General features: G+C 69.2%; 18 protein-coding genes. 9 read left to right on the top strand and 9 right to left on the bottom strand.

Annotated features, from left to right (window positions below; all coding sequences use genetic code 11):
• Nucleotides 1-82 precede the first annotated feature (82 nt).
• Together ACSQ2F_RS19830 and ACSQ2F_RS19825 are read left to right on the top strand one after the other, a co-directional pair.
• On the top strand, nt 83-1,090 hold the full coding sequence (locus ACSQ2F_RS19830; RefSeq protein WP_436025968.1) for a zinc-binding alcohol dehydrogenase family protein: 1,008 nt from the start codon (nt 83-85) through the stop codon (nt 1,088-1,090).
• Between the two features lie 122 nt (nt 1,091-1,212).
• Entirely contained in the window at nt 1,213-2,301 is a 1,089-nt protein-coding gene (locus ACSQ2F_RS19825; protein WP_436025967.1) for an alkene reductase, read from the top strand.
• A 57-nt stretch (nt 2,302-2,358) separates the two neighbouring features.
• On the opposite strand, the gene ACSQ2F_RS19820 is transcribed toward ACSQ2F_RS19825, so the two are convergent.
• On the bottom strand, nt 2,359-2,940 hold the full coding sequence (locus tag ACSQ2F_RS19820; RefSeq protein ID WP_436025966.1) for an MOSC domain-containing protein: 582 nt from the start codon (nt 2,938-2,940) through the stop codon (nt 2,359-2,361).
• On the bottom strand, nt 2,937-3,737 hold the full coding sequence (locus ACSQ2F_RS19815; RefSeq protein WP_436025965.1) for a substrate-binding domain-containing protein: 801 nt from the start codon (nt 3,735-3,737) through the stop codon (nt 2,937-2,939). The genes ACSQ2F_RS19820 and ACSQ2F_RS19815 overlap by 4 nt, the downstream gene beginning before the upstream one ends.
• Before the next feature lie 110 nt (nt 3,738-3,847).
• On the opposite strand from ACSQ2F_RS19815, the gene ACSQ2F_RS19810 reads away from it, so the two are divergent.
• A complete protein-coding gene (locus ACSQ2F_RS19810) occupies nt 3,848-4,066 on the top strand; it encodes a hypothetical protein (protein WP_436025964.1) in 219 nt (72 codons plus the stop codon).
• Nucleotides 4,067-4,069: 3 nt separating this feature from the next.
• Here ACSQ2F_RS19810 and ACSQ2F_RS19805 read toward each other — a convergent pair whose 3' ends face one another.
• Together ACSQ2F_RS19805 and ACSQ2F_RS19800 are read right to left on the bottom strand one after the other, a co-directional pair.
• Nucleotides 4,070-5,014, bottom strand: a complete 945-nt coding sequence (locus tag ACSQ2F_RS19805; protein WP_436025963.1) for a 2-hydroxyacid dehydrogenase — start codon at nt 5,012-5,014, stop codon at nt 4,070-4,072.
• Nucleotides 5,015-5,020: 6 nt separating this feature from the next.
• Nucleotides 5,021-6,004, bottom strand: a complete 984-nt coding sequence (locus ACSQ2F_RS19800; protein WP_436025962.1) for a Bug family tripartite tricarboxylate transporter substrate binding protein — start codon at nt 6,002-6,004, stop codon at nt 5,021-5,023.
• 227 nt (nt 6,005-6,231) lie between these two features.
• Here ACSQ2F_RS19800 and kdgD point away from each other — a divergent pair, with 227 nt between their 5' ends.
• The 4 genes from kdgD (at nt 6,232) to ACSQ2F_RS19780 (ending at nt 12,537) form a co-directional block, all read left to right on the top strand.
• On the top strand, nt 6,232-7,143 hold the full coding sequence (gene kdgD, locus ACSQ2F_RS19795) for a 5-dehydro-4-deoxyglucarate dehydratase (protein WP_436025961.1): 912 nt from the start codon (nt 6,232-6,234) through the stop codon (nt 7,141-7,143).
• A gap of 18 nt (nt 7,144-7,161) precedes the next feature.
• Nucleotides 7,162-8,601 (top strand): aldehyde dehydrogenase family protein, encoded by a 1,440-nt coding sequence (locus tag ACSQ2F_RS19790; protein ID WP_436025960.1) that lies wholly within the window; start codon nt 7,162-7,164, stop codon nt 8,599-8,601.
• A gap of 112 nt (nt 8,602-8,713) precedes the next feature.
• Nucleotides 8,714-10,285 (top strand): galactarate dehydratase, encoded by a 1,572-nt coding sequence (gene garD, locus ACSQ2F_RS19785; protein ID WP_436025959.1) that lies wholly within the window; start codon nt 8,714-8,716, stop codon nt 10,283-10,285.
• A gap of 383 nt (nt 10,286-10,668) precedes the next feature.
• Entirely contained in the window at nt 10,669-12,537 is a 1,869-nt protein-coding gene (locus tag ACSQ2F_RS19780) for a phosphoenolpyruvate carboxykinase (GTP) (protein WP_436025958.1), read from the top strand.
• A gap of 129 nt (nt 12,538-12,666) precedes the next feature.
• On the opposite strand, the gene ACSQ2F_RS19775 is transcribed toward ACSQ2F_RS19780, so the two are convergent.
• Entirely contained in the window at nt 12,667-13,500 is an 834-nt protein-coding gene (locus ACSQ2F_RS19775) for a DUF1521 domain-containing protein (protein WP_436025957.1), read from the bottom strand.
• A 262-nt stretch (nt 13,501-13,762) separates the two neighbouring features.
• On the opposite strand from ACSQ2F_RS19775, the gene ACSQ2F_RS19770 reads away from it, so the two are divergent.
• A complete protein-coding gene (locus ACSQ2F_RS19770) occupies nt 13,763-14,668 on the top strand; it encodes a DUF4339 domain-containing protein (protein WP_436025956.1) in 906 nt (301 codons plus the stop codon).
• Nucleotides 14,665-16,095, top strand: a complete 1,431-nt coding sequence (locus tag ACSQ2F_RS19765; RefSeq protein WP_436025955.1) for a PrsW family glutamic-type intramembrane protease — start codon at nt 14,665-14,667, stop codon at nt 16,093-16,095. Before ACSQ2F_RS19770 ends, ACSQ2F_RS19765 begins: the two co-directional genes overlap by 4 nt.
• A 69-nt stretch (nt 16,096-16,164) precedes the next feature.
• Here the strand turns inward: ACSQ2F_RS19765 and ACSQ2F_RS19760 are convergent, their stop codons facing one another.
• The 4 genes from ACSQ2F_RS19760 to ACSQ2F_RS19745 form a co-directional block, all read right to left on the bottom strand.
• A complete protein-coding gene (locus tag ACSQ2F_RS19760; protein ID WP_436025954.1) occupies nt 16,165-17,388 on the bottom strand; it encodes a hypothetical protein in 1,224 nt (407 codons plus the stop codon).
• 103 nt (nt 17,389-17,491) lie between these two features.
• Nucleotides 17,492-18,118, bottom strand: coding sequence for a hypothetical protein (locus tag ACSQ2F_RS19755; RefSeq protein ID WP_436025953.1), 627 nt, complete (start codon nt 18,116-18,118; stop codon nt 17,492-17,494).
• The gene (locus ACSQ2F_RS19750) at nt 18,115-18,783 is read right to left on the bottom strand and encodes a hypothetical protein (protein WP_436025952.1); all 669 of its coding nucleotides are present in this window, start codon (nt 18,781-18,783) and stop codon (nt 18,115-18,117) included. Before ACSQ2F_RS19750 ends, ACSQ2F_RS19755 begins: the two co-directional genes overlap by 4 nt.
• A 15-nt stretch (nt 18,784-18,798) precedes the next feature.
• Nucleotides 18,799-19,914, bottom strand: a complete 1,116-nt coding sequence (locus ACSQ2F_RS19745; RefSeq protein ID WP_436025951.1) for a hypothetical protein — start codon at nt 19,912-19,914, stop codon at nt 18,799-18,801.
• Nucleotides 19,915-19,930 lie beyond the last annotated feature (16 nt).

Here is a 19,930-nt window from a genome sequence, read left to right as displayed (position 1 = left end):
AAGTGTTGTCGCTCGGGTGGTGATTATCAAACGCCAGCCGGCTCCGTACAGTCCGGACATCCGAACATTGTGGAGAGAGCCCATGAAAGCCGTCGTTGCCTACGAGCCCCGCGCTGCCGACCATCCCGAAGCCCTGGTCGACACCACCCTGCCCGACCCCACGCCCGGGCCGCGCGACTTGCTGGTGCGGGTGGAGGCGGTGTCGGTCAACCCGGTGGACACGAAGGTGCGGCGCCGCGGTGGCTGGGCCGCCGGTGAAGCGAAGGTGCTGGGCTACGACGCGGCTGGCACGGTGGTGGCGGTCGGGGCGGCGGTGAGCCTGTTCAAGCCAGGGGACCGCGTCTACTACGCAGGCGACATCACCCGAGCCGGCAGCAACGCCGAACTCCAGGTCGTCGATGAGCGCATCGTCGGGCCGATGCCGACCAGTCTGGGCTTTGCCGAGGCGGCGGCCCTGCCGCTCACCGCCATCACGGCCTGGGAGCTGCTGTTCGACCGCTTCGGGGTGACGCAAGACAGCGACGGCACGCTGCTGGTGGTGGGGGCCGCCGGTGGCGTGGGCTCCATCCTGGTCCAGCTCGCCCGACAGATGTCGGGCATGAGGGTGGTGGGCACGGCGTCGCGGCCGGAGACCCGGGAGTGGGTGCTTTCGCTGGGCGCCCACGCCGTGATCGACCACGCCGCGCCGCTGGGCGACGGCTTGCGCCAGGCCGGCATCGGTCCAGTGGCGATGGTGGCCAGCCTGACGCACACCGACCGGCACTACGCCGCGCTCGTCGAGGCCCTGGCGCCGCAGGGCCGCCTCGGCCTGATCGACGATCCGGAGACGCCGCTCGACGTCATGGCCCTCAAGCGCAAGTCGCTGTCCCTGCACTGGGAGATGATGTTCGCCCGCTCCATGTTCCAGACACCGGACATGCAGGCACAACACGAACTGCTGGCCCGGGTGGCCGGCATGGTCGACGCGGGCACCCTCCGCACGACGGTGGGCGAACACTTCGGCACCATCAACGCGAGCAACCTGCGCCGGGCGCATCAGCTCGTCGAGAGCGGCCGCGCGCGCGGCAAGGTCGTGCTCGCCAGCTTCTGAGCGGCAGTCGACACGCCCGCGTCGCTTGCACGAAAGGCCTTGCACCTGCGCGACAGCAGGCCTTTCCGAGATTTCGTACGATCGTCCGTTTTCCAGCTTTCCTTTCCAAGACAGGATCCACCATGAGCTCATTGTTCGACCCCGCCCGCGTCGGTGACATCCCCGTGGCCAACCGCATCGTGATGGCGCCGCTGACCCGCAATCGCGCGGGCGCCGGCTATACGCCGACCGACCTGACGGTCGAGTACTACGCCCAGCGTGCGAGCGCCGGCCTCATCGTCACCGAGGCGGCGCAGATCATGCCGGAGGGCCAGGGCTACCTCGACACCCCGGGGATCTACTCGCCCGAGCAGGTGGCTGCCTGGAAGAAGGTCACCGACGCCGTGCACGCCAGGGGCGGACGCATCGTGATCCAGCTCTGGCACGTGGGCCGCATCTCGCACGTGTCCCTGCAGCCGGGGGGCGTGCCACCGGTGTCGTCGACCGACCGCGTGGCGGTGGGCAAGGTGTTCACCAAGGAAGGCTTCGTCGAAACCTCGAAGCCGCGCGCACTGCGCACGGACGAACTGCCCGGCATCGTGGCGGCCTACCGCCACGCCGCCCGCTGCGCCATCGATGCGGGCTTCGACGGTGTGGAGGTGCACGGCGCCAACGGCTACCTGATCGACCAGTTCCTGCGCGACAGCATCAACGACCGCACGGACGAGTACGGCGGCAGCATCGAGAACCGCACGCGGCTGCTGGTCGACGTCATGACCGCAGTGGTCGAGGAGATCGGTACCGGCCGCACGGGCGTGCGACTGAGCCCGGTGACGCCGGTCAACGACGCGGGCCAGGACAGCAATCCGCAAGCGCTCTTCAATCGCGCCGTGGAGCGGCTGGCGCCGCTGAAGCTCGCCTTCCTGCACGTCATCGAAGGCCAGACCGGCGGCGCCCGTGACGTGGCCCCGTTCGACTACGAGGCGCTGCGCACGCTGTACAAGGCCGGCCACGAGGCCGGCGCCTGGATGGTGAACAACGGGTACAACCGCCAGATGGCGATGGACGTGGTGGCGTCGGGTGCAGCCGACCTGGTTGCCTTCGGCCGGCCGTTCATCTCCAACCCGGACCTGGTGCGGCGCCTGAAGGAAGACAAGCCTTTCGCCCCCATGAATCCGAAGCTGCTGTACGGCGGCGGTGCCGCGGGCTACACCGACTACCCGACGCTCTGACGCGGTCGCGGGAGGGGTGAAGCGCAGGCGCCTCACGGCGCCTGCCCGTCGGCACGTTCAGCGCTTGTGCGCGGCGAGCTTGCCGCGGAACAGCTCGGCGATGCCGACCTCGCGGGGGCCGGGGATCAGCTCGAAGCTGTCTCCGGCCGACAGCGTGCCGGGCTCGCGCACCGCCAGGTAGAAGCCGCACCAGCCGTTGGCCACCATCAGCTTGGTGGCCTGGTTGAAGCCCATGACGGCATTGAACTTGAAGCACGGGAAACGCGGCTCGCTCACGGCCAGCGTGCAACCGGGAAAGCGCAGCAGGTCGCCGATCCAGGCGCCTGACTCCAGCAGGCCGCTCAAGGTGAGGTTCTCGCCGAGCGCCCCCGGTGCGAGCGGTTCACCCCAACCCGACACCTTGGCCTGCGCGCGCACGGTCTGCCAGAACGGATAGTGCTCGGACGGGTAGGCGTACACCGCCTTGGAAAGCCCGCCGTGGACCGACAAGTCGGCCTGTTCATCGCCTTCCAGCCCGAGCGGGCGCACCGCCACCGGCCCCTCGACCGGTCGCTTGCGGATGCCGGTGAGGACGGGTCGCCCGCCGATGTCCATCTCGGCGGCGAGGGCCCGATTGACGCTCAGCAAGCGGCCGGTCATTTCGGACCCCGCCAGCCACGGGTCGCAGCCGCAGCCCGGGCGCCCTGCGCCCCGCCGACCCATTGACCGAACAGCTTGGCGGCGGGATGGCTCACCCGAAAGGCCCGCATCACGTGCACGGGGCTCACCATCCGGGCATCGCCCTCCACGACGATGGCCAGCGGCTTGCGATCCCGCTGAAGCCACATGGCACGTTCCACCACCGTGTACGCGCCCTCCGAGGCGGCGAGCGCGAGCGCGTTGCCGCCGGCCGGGGTGCTGCTGTACCAGGGCGCGGCGGGGGCCACCCGGGCGGCGCGCCAGAGCGCGATCTCGCCCAGGTTGGCGCCGGAGCCGGCGGCGGGCGCGATGAAGCGGGCGCCCGACTGGGAGAGCCGCACCAGCGCGGCCGCGATGTCGCGCTCGCCGAGCAGGCCGGCCGGGTCCGCCGCCTTCTTCCCCTTGCCCGTCACCGGACCGACCAGCAGCAGGTCGCCCGAGGCGACGTGACGGCGATCGTGGGCCAGGCCCTGCTTCTCCAGCTTGAGTTCGATCTCGGGCGCGTTGGTCATCGAGGCGTCGACCTCCCCTTGCTCGAGCGCTGCCAGTACCGAGGCACTGCTGCCCGGCACCAGCTTGACGACCAGGCCCGTGTCGCGGCCGAAGGCGCGCTGCAGGGACGACGCCAGGCCGGAGTCGACGAGCGACTGCTCGACGCCGAGCAACAGCGGATCGGCCATGGATTTCTTCTGGATGGCCTGGGCGGCCGAGGGCAAGGCGGCGGCCAGGAGCGAGATCAGCAGGGGGCGGCGGTTCATGGGGCGTGATCTTACGATCCCGACGGGCGGCAAGCTGTAAGCCTTGGCAGGTGCGGCGGGCCGCGACGGCCGCTAGATTCCGGCCCTCTCGGCATTACTTTGGAGACACCATGAAACGAGCGCGCGGCGTGCCTGAATCACCTGCCGGCTGGGCCTGGTGCGAGGCCTGCAGCGACCGGCTGCAGGAGATCGAACCCCGCCTCACGACGGCGGACTGCGACGAATTCGCCGCGGTGCTGTGGAACGCCGACGCGGCCGGCGGCATGCCCCCGGAGCTGGCGGCCGAGCGCTTCATGGGCGGCCGGCCGGAGGCGCCGGGCCTTGCCTGAGCGTCAGGCCGGGGGCGTCAACACCCGGCCGTCGCTGTAGAACGCGCGCAGGTTCTCCAGCACCAGCTCGGCCATGGCCCGGCGCGTCTGCACCGTGCCGCTGGCGATGTGCGGCAGCAGCACCACGTTGTCGAGTTCGAACAGTTCGGGCGGTACGTGCGGCTCCGCCTCGAACACATCCAGCCCGGCGCCCGCAATGCGCCCGGCCTGCAAGGCGGCCACCAGCGCCGCCTCGTCGATGACGCTGCCGCGGGCCACGTTGATCAGAAAGCCCTCGGGTCCCAGGGCGTCGAGCACGCGCGCGTCGACGAGGTGCCGCGTGCCGGCGCCGCCCGCGACGATCACCACCAGGAAGTCGGCCCATTCGGCCAGCGCGACCAGCTCGGGCTCATGCCGCCAGGCGACGTCGGCCACCGGCCGGCGTGCGTGGTAGCGGATGTCCATGTCGAAGCCGCCGGCTCGGCGGGCGATCGTCCGGCCGATGCGTCCGAGACCCACGATCCCGAGGCGACGGCCACTGACGCGGTGGCCGAGCGGGTAGCGCGCCTTGAGCCACCCTCCCTGACGGACGTAGCGGTCGGCTGCGCTGATGCCGCGAGCCGCGTCCAGCATCAGGCCCATGGCGAGGTCGGCCACGCAGTCGTTGAGCACGTCCGGCGTGCAGCTGACCTGGATGCCGCCCGCGGCGGCCGCATCGAGGTCGACCAGGTCCACGCCGACGCCGAAGCTCGCGATGACCTGCAGTCGCGGCAATGCAGCGATCAGTGCGGCGTCCGCGCCGACGCCGGCGGAGGTGACGAGGCCGGTGAAGTGCTGCCCCTGCGCCGCCAGAAAGGCGGCCGGGTCGGCTTCTTCAGCGAGGCGGTGGACGTCGAACTCGGCCGCGAGGGCGGTCTCGAGCTCGGGCAGCAGGCGGCCGTGCTGCAGCAGGCGGGGCGTGGGGCTCATGGTCGTTCAGTCCAGGCGCACGTTGCCGTCCTTGGCCACCTTGGCCCACTTGGCCTGTTCGGCCGCCTGGAACTCGGCGAACTGCTTGGGCGAGTTGGGGCTGTACTCGAGGCCGAGCGTCTCCATGCGGGCCTTCGTTTCCGGCTGAGCGATCACCTTCTGCAGTTCGCTGTTCAGCCGGTTCACGATGGCAGGCGGCGTGCCGGCGGGAGCGAAGATGCCCTGCCAGCTGGCCACGTCGAAGCCGGGCACGCCCGACTCCTGCAACGTCGGCACGTCGGGCAGCGCGCGGCTGCGCTGGGCGGAGGTCACCGCGAGCGCCCGCACCTTGCCGGCCTGGATGTGCGGCAGGGCCACCGTCACGGTCTCGAAGCTCATGGGCACCTGGCCGGCGATCACGTCCTGGATGGCCGGGCCGCTGCCCTTGTAGGGCACATGCAGCAGATCGATGCCGGCCAGCAGCTTGAGGGTCTCGCCCGACATGTGCTGGGACGTGCCCTGCCCGGCCGAGGCGAACGCGTAGGACCCCGGCTTCGCCTTGGCCTTGCCGATGAGTTCGCGGGCCGTCTTGGCCGATTCGCTCGAGGTGACCAGCAACACGTTGGAAATGCTGCCGAGCAACATGACCGGGCTGAAGTCGCGCGCCGCGTCGTAGGGCATCTTCGGCGACAGCGCCGGGTTGATGGCGTGCGTGGCGATGGTCCCGAGCAACAGCGTGTAGCCGTCGTTGGGAGCCTTGGCCACGCTGTCGGCGCCGATCACGCCGCCGGCGCCAGCCTTGTTCTCGACGATGACGGTCTGCTTGAGCGAGATCTGCAACTGCGCCGCCAGGTGGCGGGCGAGGATGTCGGAGGTGCCGCCGGCCGCGAACGGCACGACCAGTTTGACGGTCTTGGCGGGCCAGCCGTCTTGCGCAACCGCGGCGGGGCTGATGCTCAGTGTGGTGGCGAGGGCGCTCAGGCCCAGGAGGAAGGTGCGGCGTGCAGACATGGCGGGTACTCCGGATAAGGCGGCGACGGGCCCAGCGCCCGCGTTGGACTCGACACGTCAGTTGTCTGACAACGTCGATGCGGAGTCATCATGTCAGCCTGAGCGGCGCCCGGGCATGGGGGTAAACCAGCACGAAAAGCGCTTGCAATCCGCCCCTCTAGTTGTACGATGACATACAACGTGCGGTTGTCGCACGGCCTGCCCGTTCGGGCCATCTCGGAGCCACCATGAATCCCCAAGAGCTGCAAAAAGCGTTGTCGTCCGGCCTGCTGTCGTTCCCGCTCACCGACTTCGATGCCGACCTGAAATTCAATCCGACGGCCTATGCCAAGCGCCTGGAGTGGCTGATGCCCTACGGGGCTACCGTGCTGTTCGCCGCCGGCGGCACCGGCGAGTTCTTCTCGCTGGCCCCGGACGAGTTCACCGACGTCGTGAAGGTGGCGGCCGAGACCTGCCGCGGGCAAGTGCCCATCGTGGCCGGCGCCGGCGGCGGCACGACCCTGGCCATTCAGTACGCCCAGGCCGCGGAGAAGGCGGGCGCCCAAGGCATCCTGCTGCTGCCCCATTACCTGACCGAAGCATCCCAGGAGGGGCTGGTCGCCCACGTCAAGGCCGTCTGCGACAGCGTCCGCATCGGCGTGATCGTCTACAACCGCGCCGGCATGCGCCTCACCCCTGCGTCACTGGAGCAACTGGCCCAGGCGTGCCCGAACCTCATCGGCTACAAGGACGGCGTGGGTGACATCGAGTTGATGGTGTCCGTGCGTCAGCGCCTGGGTGATCGCTTCTCCTACCTGGGCGGCCTGCCCACGGCAGAAGTCTTCGCCCACGCCTACCGTGCGCTCGGCGTGCCGGTGTACTCCTCGGCGGTCTTCAACTTCATCCCGCGCACGGCGATGGAGTTCTACAACGCGTACGCCGCCGGCGACCAGGCGACCACCAGCCGTCTGATCAACGACTTCTTCCTGCCGTACCTCGAGATCCGCAACCGCGGTCAGGGCTATGCCGTGAGCATCGTCAAGGCCGGCGCCACGCTCGTGGGCCACAGTGCCGGCCCCGTGCGGCCGCCGCTGTCGGACCTGAAGCCGCGCGAAGTCGAAGACCTGCAAGCCCTCATCGCCCGCCTCGGCCCGCAATAAACCACGCAGGACCCGACGATGAAACAGAACCTGATCGGTGGCGCCTGGGTCGACGGCCCGCGCGCCACGCGCAACATCAATCCCTCGGACACCCGCGACCTGATCGGTGAGTACGCGCTTGCCGATGCGGCCCAGACGCGCACCGCCATCGCCGCGGCCCAGGACGCAGCGCCGGCATGGGGACTGAGCACGCCTCAACAGCGCTTCGACGTCCTCGACGCCATCGGCAGCGAGATCCTGGCACGCCGCACCGAATTGGGCGACCTGCTCGCCCGCGAGGAAGGCAAGCGCATGCCCGAGGCCGTGGGTGAGGTCACCCGCGCGGGCAACATCTTCAAGTTCTTCGCTGGCGAGGCACTGCGCCAGGCCGGTGAGGTGCTGGGTTCGGTGCGCCCCGGCGTGGGCGTGGAAGTGACGCGTGAGCCCGTCGGTGTGGTCGGGTTGATCACGCCCTGGAACTTCCCCATCGCGATCCCGGCCTGGAAGATCGCCCCGGCCCTCGCTTTCGGCAACACCGTGGTCTTCAAGCCGGCCGAACTGGTGCCGGGCTCGGCCTGGATGCTGGCCGACATCATCTCGCGCAGCGGGCTGCCGGCCGGTGCCTTCAACCTGGTCATGGGCCGCGGCACCGAAGTCGGTGCCACGATGCTGGAGGACTCCCGCGTCAACGCCATCAGCTTCACCGGCTCGGTGGCCACGGGCCAGCGCGTGGCGAGCGCCTGCCTGTCGCGCTTCGCCAAGTTCCAGCTGGAGATGGGCGGCAAGAACCCGTTCGTCGTGCTGGATGACGCCGACCTGGCGGTGGCGGTGAACTGTGCCGTCGACAGCGGCTTCTTCTCGACCGGCCAGCGCTGCACGGCCTCGTCGCGCGTGATCGTCACCGAAGGCATCCACGATCGCTTCGTGGAAGCGGTGGCCGAGCGCATGCGCGGCCTGAAGGTGGACGACGCCCGCAAGGTGGGCACCGACATCGGCCCGGTGGTGGACGACCGCCAGCTGGCGCAGAACCTCGAGTACGTGAAGATCGGCAAGGACGAAGGCGCGCGCCTCGTGGCCGGCGGCCATGCCATTGCCACCAATGCGGACGGCCAGCCGGGCTACTACATGGCCCCGGCCCTGTTCGCCGACACGGAGCCGACCATGCGCATCAACCGCGAGGAGATCTTCGGCCCGGTGGTGAGCGTCCAGAAGGTGCGCGACTACGACGAGGCGCTGCACCTGGCCAACGACACGCCCTTCGGCCTCGCGTCCGGCATCGCGACCACCTCGCTCAAGCACGCCACGCACTTCAAGCGCCACGCGCAAGCCGGCATGGTGATGGTCAACCTGCCGACGGCGGGGGTGGACTATCACGTGCCCTTCGGCGGTCGCAAGGGGTCGAGCTACGGTCCGCGCGAACAAGGGCGCTACGCAGCCGAGTTCTTCACGACGGTCAAGACGGCCTACACCCAGGCCTGAGGCGACCCCCGGCGACTTGACACCAGTCGCCGGGTCGTCGACCATCGAGGACGGTTGTACGACAACCGATGACCGGCCATCCCGGGCCGGCTCTTCCAGATCGAGCAGTTCCATGGACCAGCCCACCGCCCGCCCGCCTCATACCATTCGCATGCATGCGAACGACAACGTCGCCATCGTGGCGAACGACGGCGGCCTGCCCGCCGGCACGGTGCTGCCAGGCGGGCTGGTGCTGAAGGACCAGGTGCCGCAGGGCCACAAGGTGGCATTGGTGGACCTGCCCGAGGGCGCCGCCGTCCGGCGTTACGACGTCGCCATCGGCTTTGCAGCCCGCGACATCCCGGCCGGCAGCTGGGTCCATGAGCGACTCCTGACCATGCCGGAGGCCCGTGGCCTCGAGGGGCTGCCGATCGCGACGGTGCGGCCGCCGACGTCTGCGCCCCTCGAGGGCTACACCTTCCAGGGCTACCGCAATGCCGATGGCTCGGTGGGCACCCGCAACATCCTGGCCATCACGACGACCGTGCAGTGCGTGGCCGGCGTGGTGGACTTTGCCGTCAAGCGCATCAAGGACCAGCTGCTGCCGCAGTACCCGAACGTCGACGACGTGGTCGGCCTCGAGCACACCTACGGGTGTGGCGTGGCCATCGACGCACCGGACGCCATCGTTCCCATCCGCACCCTGCGCAACATCAGCCTCAACCCGAACTTCGGGGGCGAGGTGATGGTGGTCAGCCTGGGGTGCGAGAAGCTGCAGCCCGAGCGCCTCCTGCCGCCGGGCACCATCGCCATCACCGACCAGCGCGGGGACGCCGCCAATGCGGAGCTGGACGTCGTCTGCCTGCAGGACGCCCAGCACGTGGGCTTCATGTCGATGATCGAGTCGGTCATGAAGACCGCGCGCGTGCACCTGGAGCGGCTGAACCGCCGGCGGCGCGAGACGGTGCCGGCCAGCGAACTCGTGGTGGGCGTGCAATGCGGTGGCAGCGATGCCTTCTCCGGCGTGACCGCCAATCCCGCCGTGGGTTTCTGCACCGACCTGCTGGTGCGAGCCGGCGCCTCGGTGATGTTCTCCGAGGTGACCGAAGTGCGCGACGGCATCGACCAGCTCACCTCCCGCGCGACCACGCCGGAGGTGGCCGAAGCGATGATCCGCGAGATGGCCTGGTACGACGCCTACCTGGACAAGGGTCGTGTCGATCGCAGCGCCAACACGACACCAGGCAACAAGAAGGGCGGGCTGTCCAACATCGTCGAGAAGGCGATGGGCTCCATCGTCAAGTCGGGCTCGGCCCCGATCTCCGGCGTGCTCTCGCCCGGCGAGAAGCTGCGCCAGCGCGGGCTCATCTACGCCGCCACGCCGGCCAGCGACTTCATCTGCGGCACCTTGCAGCTGGCTGCGGGCATGAACCTGCACGTGTTCACGACCGGCCGCGGCACGCCCTATGGGCTGGCCGAAGTGCCGGTGATCAAGGTGGCCACGCGCACCGACCTCGCCCGCCGCTGGCACGACCTGATGGACGTGAACGCCGGCCGCATCGCCGACGGCGACGCCACCATCGAGGAGATGGGCTGGGAACTGTTCCGCCTGATGTTGGACGTCGCGAGCGGCAAGAAGACCTGGGCCGAGCAGTGGAAGCTGCACAACGCACTCGTGCTGTTCAACCCGGCTCCGGTGACCTGAACGGTCGCTCGAAGTCCCCGTCTTCGGAACGCGCCTTCGGGCGCGTTTTTCATTGCACGGCCGTGCACTGTGACCAGGGTATATGGGTTGCTTTTCACATCGTGGACGACGGTTCTCGCCTTCCGAATGCTGCGGCGCCCTCCTGACATGGGACTATGCAAATGTTGCATGACCCCCCCGGTCACGGTGCTGATGGCAGGCGGACAATGTCGCCACAATGATTTGACGGGTGTCCTTTTATCCATCGGACATCGAATCCGGTCCGTCACCCAGTGACCGAAGTGCCCGAAGCGGCATGGGGCGAGCCCCCTGAAAGCGCCTGCGCCAGCAGGTTCGCGAGGCTCGCCCGATTCCGCTTTTGAACTTTGATGATTGGAGCCAACGTGAACCAACCCCAACTGGAAGGCCTGCGCCTGAACGTACCCGCCTATGTGAAGAATCAGCGGCTGATCTCCTGGGTCGCCGACATCGCCGCGCTCACCGAAGCGCGCGACGTGTACTGGTGCGACGGCAGCACCGCGGAGTACGACCGCCTGTGCGCGCAGCTGGTCGAAGCCGGAACCTTCAAGAAACTGAATCCCGAGCTGCGGCCCAACAGCTACCTCGCCCTGAGCAGCCCGAGCGACGTGGCCCGCGTGGAAGACCGCACCTTCATCTGCTCCGCCAAGAAGGAAGACGCCGGCCCGACCAACAACTGGACGGCCCCGGCCGAGATGCGCGAGTTGCTGCAGACCGGCGACAAGGCGCTCTTCAGGGGCGCCATGCGCGGGCGCACCTTGTACGTCGTGCCGTTCAGCATGGGCCCGCTGGGTTCGCCCATCGCCCACATCGGCGTCGAGCTGTCCGACAGCCCGTACGTCGCCGTCAACATGAAGATCATGACGCGCATGGGCCGTGCCGTGCTCGACGTGCTGGGCGAGAACGGCAGCTTCGTGCCCTGCGTGCACACCGTGGGTGCGCCCCTGGAGGCCGGCCAGAAGGACGTCAGCTGGCCGTGCAACACGACCAAGTACATCGTCCACTATCCCGAGACCCAGGAAATCTGGAGCTATGGCTCCGGCTACGGCGGCAACGCGCTGCTCGGCAAGAAGTGCTTCGCGCTGCGCATCGCCTCCACCATGGGCCGCGACCAGGGCTGGCTGGCCGAGCACATGCTGGTGCTGGGCGTCACCTCGCCCGAAGGCAAGAAGAGCCACGTCGCCGCGGCATTCCCGAGCGCCTGCGGCAAGACCAACTTTGCGATGCTCATTCCGCCGGCCGGCTTCGACGGCTGGAAGGTCACGACCATCGGCGACGACATCGCCTGGATCAAGCCGGGCGCTGATGGCCGCCTGTACGCCATCAACCCCGAGGCCGGCTACTTCGGCGTCGCGCCGGGCACCAACAGCCAGACCAACGCCAACTGCATGGCCAGCCTGACCCGCGACGTGATCTTCACGAACGTGGCGCTCACTGACGACGGTGACGTCTGGTGGGAAGGCATGACCGACACCCCGCCGGCCCACCTGACCGACTGGCAGGGCAAGGACTGGACGCCGCAGATCGCCCGTGAGACCGGCGCCAAGGCCGCCCACCCGAACGCCCGTTTCACGGTTGGCGCCCTCAACAACCCGGCGCTCGATGCCGAGTGGGACAACCCGGCCGGCGTGGCGATCGACGCCTTCATCTTCGGGGGCCGCCGCTCCACCACCGTGCCCCTCGTCACCGAGGCACGCGACTGGACCGAAGGCGTGTACATGGCCGCGACCATGGGCTCCGAGACCACCGCTGCGGCCGCTGGCCAGCAAGGCGTCGTGCGCCGTGACCCGTTCGCCATGCTGCCGTTCATGGGCTACAACATGAGCGACTACTTCCAGCACTGGCTGAACCTCGGCGCCAAGCTGCAGGCCGCCGGGGCCACGCTGCCGAAGATCTACTGCGTGAACTGGTTCCGCAAGGGCGCAGACGGCAAGTTCGTCTGGCCGGGCTATGGCGACAACATGCGCGTGCTGAAGTGGATGCTCGAGCGCGTCGAGGGCAAGGCGCAAGGCAACGAGAACCTCTTCGGCGTGACCCCGCGCTACGAGGACATCACCTGGACGGGCCTCGACTTCACCCGCGCTCAGTTCGATGAAGTCATCGGCATCGACAAGGCGGCCTGGCAGACGGAGCTCGGCCTGCACGGCGAGCTGTTCCAGCAGCTGGCCTACCACCTGCCGGCCGAACTGACGGCCACCAAGGCTCGGCTGGAGCAACGCCTGGCGGCGCTCTGATGGCGAGTTGATCCGGATCGGACCGCGCCCCTTGTCGGCCGGTCCGGCCACCGGCGCCACGAAGAAAGGCCTCGCATCGCGAGGCCTTTTCTTCTTGTGCCCGCGGTACGGGCTCCCCGGTGGCCGATGTCAGCCCAGGCGGCCCATCGTCAGTTCGATGCGCAGGCTGAAGAAGCTGCTCTGGTGGTTGAAGAAGTCGCCCGGACGCGGACGGTGACCCGCACCGCGGTTGTCGTCGTGATGGTGGTGGCCTTCGCCACGCCCGCGGCCGCAGCCGGCGTCGTCGTTGCCGCCGAGGAACACACCCGAAAAGGCGATGCTGATCAGCGAGCTCAGCCGGCTGAACGCGTCCTTGTACTTGTCGACGAGCGCGCCGCCCTTCTTGAGGTCCGTCTCGTTGATGTACTGCTGGTCGACCTTGCGCACGCGTCCGTTGTCGTCGACCGCGACGAAGCCCTTGCCGGCGGGGTTCTCCTGCAGCACGTTGCCGTCGCTCACCACGGCGTCGAGCACACGGCCCCAGCCCTTGGCATCGTCGATCTTCAGGTCGCCGGTCTTGTTGCTGTCGACGCCGCTGATCTGAACACCGTAGTCGCCGTTGGTGATGGTGACGCGGGACGACAGGGTCTGGGACGGATCGTTCTTCCACGGCGTGGTCTCGATCGTGACCTTGGTGCCGTCTTCCAGGGACAGGGTAGTCGTGCCCCAGAAGTCGAACTCGTGCTTGCCGTCGATGTTCATGTGCGGATCGCCCCAGGCCTGGTACGTCTCGCCCGTCTTCTTGTTGTTGATGGTGACGGTGTTGTTGTCGTCGGCCGTGATGCGGTAGTTGTCGTTCTCGAACACCGCCTTGCCGCCCTGCATGCTGGTGCGCGCGTTGGTGGGGTTGGTCTCGCTGGTGGTGGGGAAGCAGCCGCCGACGGCGATGCTGGCAGACACGTTGACTTGGGTGTGGGTGAACATTTCTCTCTCTCCCGGTGGGTTGACGTTGGGCCTGGGGCGCGGCGTGAACGGCCGCTTGGAAACGGATGCCATTTCAGCCGTGCACAACCTTTCCGGCCAGATGGGACGTGCGATAGCTGTGACTGCCCCTAGCTGGGGTGCGCCCGAGGGGGCGTGACACCGGCGCTCACCTTTTGGGGGATGTCGGCGGGCAGTCGCTGTCTTAGACTGCGCCGACCCCTGGTGAGACCGACACACAGCGGCCGCCGGGCAGGGAGGACCCATGGCAAACCTGTTGATCCGCAGCGGCCCGCGAACGGCCGGCCCCTACACGCCCGAGGAGACACGGGCCTTCATCGATGCCGGCAGCGTCGCGCCGGACAGTCTGGCCTGGACGGAGGGCCTGCTCGACTGGGCACCTCTGGACCAGGTGCTCACGCTGCTCACGGGCCGCCCGGCATCCGAGGCGGCGGCCGAGTTCACCTCGCTCGACCGGCGGCGCGTTGTGCCCGACGGCGTGCGTGGCTTCAGCTGGGGTGCGTTCGTGCTCGGGCCGTTCTGGTCGGTCGGCAACCGCGTCTGGGTCGGCCTGTGGGCGCTGGTCCCGGGCCTCGGGCAACTGGTGAGCGTCTGGCTGGGATTTCACGGCCGCGAGCTTGCCTGGCAGCGTGGGCGTTGGGCCGACGTACAGAGCTTCCAGGCCGCGCAGCGCAAGTGGTCCGTCGCGGCGGCCGTCGCCTTGCCGCTGCTGGTGGCGGGACTCGTCGCGCTCGCCCTGGCCGTTCGAGGCCAAGGCGCCGGAGAGTCGGCCGAGGCTCGGCCTGCCGAGCCGACCCGACCCGCCGCGGAGCCGCGCCGGGCACCCGCGGGCGAGGCGCCCGCTCCCATCACCGAGCGACCGATCCGGGACGCACCGGACCGCGAAGCTCCGGTGGCCGAGCGACGCGCCCTGGCTTTTCCCGCGTCGCGTGACAGCTTCGAACGCGCGCTGCGCGACCGCGGTCCGGAGCAGGTGCAGTCCATCGCAGGACGACCCACGGCCATGCAGCGCGAGCAAGGCGTGCTGGTCTACGTCTACCGCGAGGCGACTTTGAATCCAGCGTCCGGCGCGCCCGATGCGGCCGCCTTGGTGCTGTTCATCGACGAACGGGCCGGCGTATTCCGCTACATCGAGGAGACCGAGCGATGAACGGCCCGTGCGAACTGGTGCTCACCACCACCCCGGCTGACTTGCCCGAGGCGTTGCGTGAGGCGGCGCTGGCGCACCTGCGTGCCGCCACGCAGCATTCGATCGAGGAACTGCGCCGCCTGTTGCACGAGCCCCAGCCCGTGCTGGCGCGCCCGCGCGACCTGGCCGAAGCGCAACGCCTGCAGGCCACGCTTCGCCAGGCGGGCTGGCACAGTGAGCTGCGGCCTTTGCCCGTCGCCCCGGCCGAGGGCTTGGCCTCGCCGCTGTCGTCGGCGGAGGCTCAAGGCCAGCCAGCGGGCGGCCGGGGTGCCGCAGCGGCGGAGCGCGCCTGCCCCGCGTGTCGGCACCGGAATGCCGCCTCAGCCCGCTTCTGCGGGGAATGCGGCGCCGCCCTTCCCGCCGGCGGTCTTCCGCCCGCTCCTGCCGATGAGGGCTCCGGCGCCTTGGGCGCGGCGGCCCGTTCCATGGCCGGCTTCGTGGGGCTGCCACCCGTTCGCGGTTTCAGTGTCGGCGACCTGCTCGGCGAAGTCTTCAAGCGCCGCAGTCCCAGTGAAGTGGAGGACCACCTGCTGGCCGGCACCCTCAGGGCCACACCCCCCTTGGCGGACGTGAGCCCCGACTGGCCGCGGCCCTGGCTCTTTGCCCGGCTGTTTGCCTCGGCGCTGTTGCTCTACGCGATCTTTCACCTGGGCTGGCTCGTCTTCGGCAACACCAACCTGCTGCCGGGCCTGATGGTGATCGGCAGCTTCATCGTGCCGCTGTCGGTGGTGGTGCTGTTCTACGAGTTGAATGCGCCGCGCAACGTATCGCTCTTCCTCATCACGAAGCTGGTGCTGCTGGGCGGGGCGGGGTCACTGCTGATCTCGCTCGTGCTGTTCCGCTTGGGCAGCGACATCTCGAGCCTGATCGGCGCTTCGGCGGCCGGGTTGATCGAGGAGACCGGCAAGCTGGCCGCCGTTCTGCTCGCCACGCGCTCGCTGAGTCCGGTGCGCTACCGCTACACCTTGAACGGGCTGGTGTTCGGCGCGGCGGTGGGCGCGGGCTTCGCCGCCTTCGAGTCGGCCGGCTATGCCTTCAACACGCTGCTGAAGCAGGGCAGCCCCGATGCCATGTCCGGCATCATCCTGTTGCGGGGTGTGCTGTCCCCGGCGGGGCATGTGGTCTGGACGGCCCTGGCGGCCGGGGCCTTGTGGCGGGTGAAGGGGGCGCTGTCGTACCACGGCACGATGCTGGCCGACGGCCGCTTCCTGCGGCTGTTCTTCACGAGCGTGCTGTGTCACGTCATCTGGAACGCGCCGTTCAGCATCGGGCACTGGAGCCTCAAGTACCTGGTGCTGGCCTTCGTGGCCTGGGCGGTCGCCCTGTCGCTGGTGCAGGACGGTCTGATGCAGGTGAAGCGCGAGCAGCGTTCCGCGGGTGTCGGTTGAGCCGGCTTCGCCCTGCCCGTCGGCATGCCGGGTGCGGCGACGATTCGTCGCACCCGGCGCCGCTTCAGATCACAACTCGAACACCAGGTACTGCATCACCCGCTCCTGCGGCATGAAGCCCTGGGTGGGCGCGTCCGGTTCGGTGTGGTACGAGGTGTAGCTGACGCGGCCCTGGCCGACGCCGAATGACACCGTCAGGGGGCGTTGGACGGCTTCGGACTGGCCGGTGAAGGTGACGGGGCCCGAAGCCCAGGTCTTCACGGCGGCCTGCTGCGCCGGATGCACGCCGGCCATCACGGCCCAGCCGTCCAGAAAACCTTCGACGTGCACCTTGCCGTCGGCAATGCAGGGCCCGTTGACGCAGCTGACGCCCTGCAGCCAAGCCGCCAACGTCCCGTCGACCGAGGCGTTCACGATGAGGCCCGAATCACCGATCTGCGCGGCATTGACCGCCTCGGGCTGGTCTGCTGGTGCCACGCTCCCTTCGAAGTCGAGGTAGGCCGGAAAGACCTGTTCGACGATGTCGTAGGCCTGGTCGCTGGCGTAGATGCGGCCGCCGGCCTCGACATAGGCGCGCAGGGTCGCCACGTTTTGCGGCGTATTCAGAGCGCCCTCGTTCAGGCCGCAATTGAAGAACACCACGCTGTGGTTGAAGATGTCGGCCTGTCCGTTGTTGTCGGCATCGACGAACAGTGCCTCGGCATCCTTGTAACTGCCAGCCAACGAGTCGTCGCCGTCGTACAGCGTGAAGGCCTCGGTGCCCGGCACCAGCCGGCCCTCCGCCACTTGGCCGTAGCCGAGCTTGGCCAGCACGTCCTGGATGTTGTCGAATGCGCCCGTGACCACGGCGAACTTCGATGCGGAGGCCGGCGCCAGCGCGACCGTTCCCACGTTCAACGCGCCGTCGCCCGTCACCGTCAAGGCCTTCTCCAGCGTGAAGGCGCCCTTGACCGCCACCAGCGTGGGCGACGCGGGAACCTTCGCGGTAAAGGTGAATTTGCCATCGGCGCCCGTACAGGCTGCCGCCCAGGAGGCGGTGGGCGGCGTGCCGCACGGGAGCGCCGCCAGCGGGCGTGCCTGGCCGGCTGCCGTGCCGGCCGCGCTGTCCTTGACGTAGACGAGGGCGTTCGCGATGGGTGTCGTCGCATCGGGCGCGGTGAGCTGGCCCGACAGCGTGACCGTCGCCGCGGCCGGCGGTGGCGGGGCCGGCTCGTCGCCGCCGCCACCTCCGCAGGCTGCCAGCAGCGACGCGCCCAAGGTCAGCGTCGCGAGTTTCACGCGAGAAGTGTTCATGGGGTACTCCAGTCGAATCGTTGAAAACGAACCGCCAAGTATCCCCATCGGTACGACTAGCGACACCCCTTCACGGGCGAACACCCCCTTCAGTGGGGGCGGCTCAATTCGCCTGCGGCCCGACGTACAAGTGGCGATGCGTGGCCCACAGTACGGGGCGAAGGCCTGCGAGAAAGGGTTCGTCGAAGTCGCCGCGTGCCGTTGCCTGAAAGCGCATGAGCGCCAGGTCGATCGGGCTGCACACGGCAGGCCCCGGCGTGTCCGCTGCGTCCGACGGGTTCAGCAACACCGCCCGTCCGAACGAGCCGACGCCATCGGCGGCGTGGTCATCGAAGTGGTCCACGCCCCAGTCGACCGCGGGTGCCAGGCAACGCGTCAGCTCACCCAGGGCGACGCCCAGGTCGATGACCATGGTGTAGGCCGTCGCCTGGGTTCCCCCGGCGCGGGGCCAGTCACCCACAGGGTCCACGAGGGGATCGGCCCAGCGACGGCGCATGGCCCGGGGCCAATGGGCCGTCGTCCAGGTGTCGAGCCACGCCAGGGAGGCCAACGGATCGCAGGGGCGAGCCAAGGAGAGTGCGGCCGGCAACCGCCCCTTCAAGCGGGCGAGTCGACGTTCGCGGCTGGCAAGCAGTTCCTCCAGCTCGGCGTCCCCGGTACCCCGATGCCATGGCGGCGGCTCCGCACCGTAGCCCCGCAACAGCCGGGGCTGCACGAAAGGCAGACTCATCGCGGGTCGTAGGCCCCGCTGACGGCATCCGAGACCAGCGCCGCCCACTCGTTTCTCAGCCAGTTCACCGAGGACGTGGGTCGCTGGTAGTGCGCCACGACCACCGCCTCGACGTCGAGCTCGACCTGCGGGAGGGAGGATGCCGGCGCACCCTGCAACAGCACGACGCGACGGTAGCTCGTCATGTCGTCGCGGCCGTTCTGGGGGTCGAGGTCCAGGTCCCAGCGAAAGCCCGGGTGGCGCTGTACCACCAGTTCGCCGAGCAGCAATGCCACGTCGAGGAGCAGCGAGTAGACGATGTCCTCGCCCTGCCGCAAGCTGGCGAGCCAATGGGCGGTGCTGGCATGGCGGGGATCGTGAAGCGCGGGCCAGTGGGCATTGGCCCATTGGTGAAGGGCCTGCACTGTCGGTTCCCACGGGCCGCCGTCGAGCGCAGGGCGAATGTCAATGCCGACCGGGTCCAGGAAGCGGGCCAGGCCCGCAAGCCGTTCGGGCTTGTGGCTCATCAGGTGAGCCAGGTTCTGGTGGGCTTGGGCGTCGGTCCAGCGCCGGGGTGGACCGACGTGCGGCGCCACGTACGGCGGGTAGTCGCGCAGACGGGCCGCCAGTCCGGTGGCGGACGGCGTGCTGCGTGAGCGAACCTGACGGGTGAGCCATTCGAGCATCGGCAGCCTGTGGCCTCAGAACCAGCCCTTGACTGTATCAAAGAGCCCCTTGCCGGCCTGGTCACCCGCGAAGGCCCCGATGGCGCCGCCCACGAGACCACCCACCACCGTGCCCACGCCGGGAAAGATCGCGGTGCCGATGGCCGCGCCGCCCACCGCACCCCCCCAGCCCCCGAGGGCGCCGCCGGCAACGCCGCTGGCCGTGCGGCCGGTGTTCTCGCCGATCCGGTTGCCATCGGCCTGGAAGGCCTGGCCGATCGACACGGCGTCGAGGACCACGCCGACGGGGCGGGCCACCTTGCCCACGTTCTCGAGTACCACGCCCGATCCGCGCAACATGCGGTTGTCCGCGAGCGTCTTGACGTCCTGCGCCACCTGGCCGCGGGTGGTGCTGCTCTGGCCGGTGCGGCCCACCTTGGATTCGATCTCGATGCGCTGCGACATGCGCGGGTCCTGCGCCGGCAGGTCGACCACGACGTCGACCACGCGGGCCCCGCCGTTGCGTGGCTGCTCGGTCGACACGACGGCGTTGGGCAGCGTCGCATAGCGGGCCGCAATCGCGTCCCGTGCCAGCGAGCCGTTCGTGTTGTTCGCAATGGACGAGTGCACGCCAGAACTGCGATTGAGCGAACCGGCGGGCGACGGATGCGGCCGGTCGAGGAAATCGATGCCGCTCTTGTCGAACAGTTCCTTGAGCGGGCCGGTGAAGCCGCCGCGGCCGGTCCAGGCGCTGGTGGTCGGCTCCCATCGCTTGGTGAGGATGGGGTTGTCCACGAGCAGCCGCGTGCCGCTTTGCAGCAGGCCCTGCCCTGCGCCGGCGAGGCCGCTGGGCACGAAGGCCTGCGCGGCGCTGACGACTTCGCTGTTGAAGCTCGCGGCGTCGGCGGGGCTGCTGGCGAGCAGTCGCGTCTCGATCGCCGCATGCGCTTGCGACGCCGCGCTCGGGTTCTGCCGCGCCGCGTCGGCCACCCATTGCCCGAGCTGGCGCGTGTTCACCGTGCCGTTGCGCGGGTCGGTTGCCTGCTGGACGAGCGCGCCCGCGTGGACGGCCGGATCCGGACGCTCCGTCGTGCGGTCGGTCGGCGTCGGGCGAGTCGACGGGGTCGATGAAGAGATCGCGGCGGCGGACATGGCGTTTCTCCTTGGG

This window comes from Rhizobacter sp. LjRoot28 (genome assembly GCF_964253025.1).
GTDB lineage: Bacteria > Pseudomonadota > Gammaproteobacteria > Burkholderiales > Burkholderiaceae_C > Rhizobacter.
The sequence above is the reverse complement of the archived record's forward strand: the minus strand, read 5'-3'. Positions and strand labels throughout refer to the sequence as shown.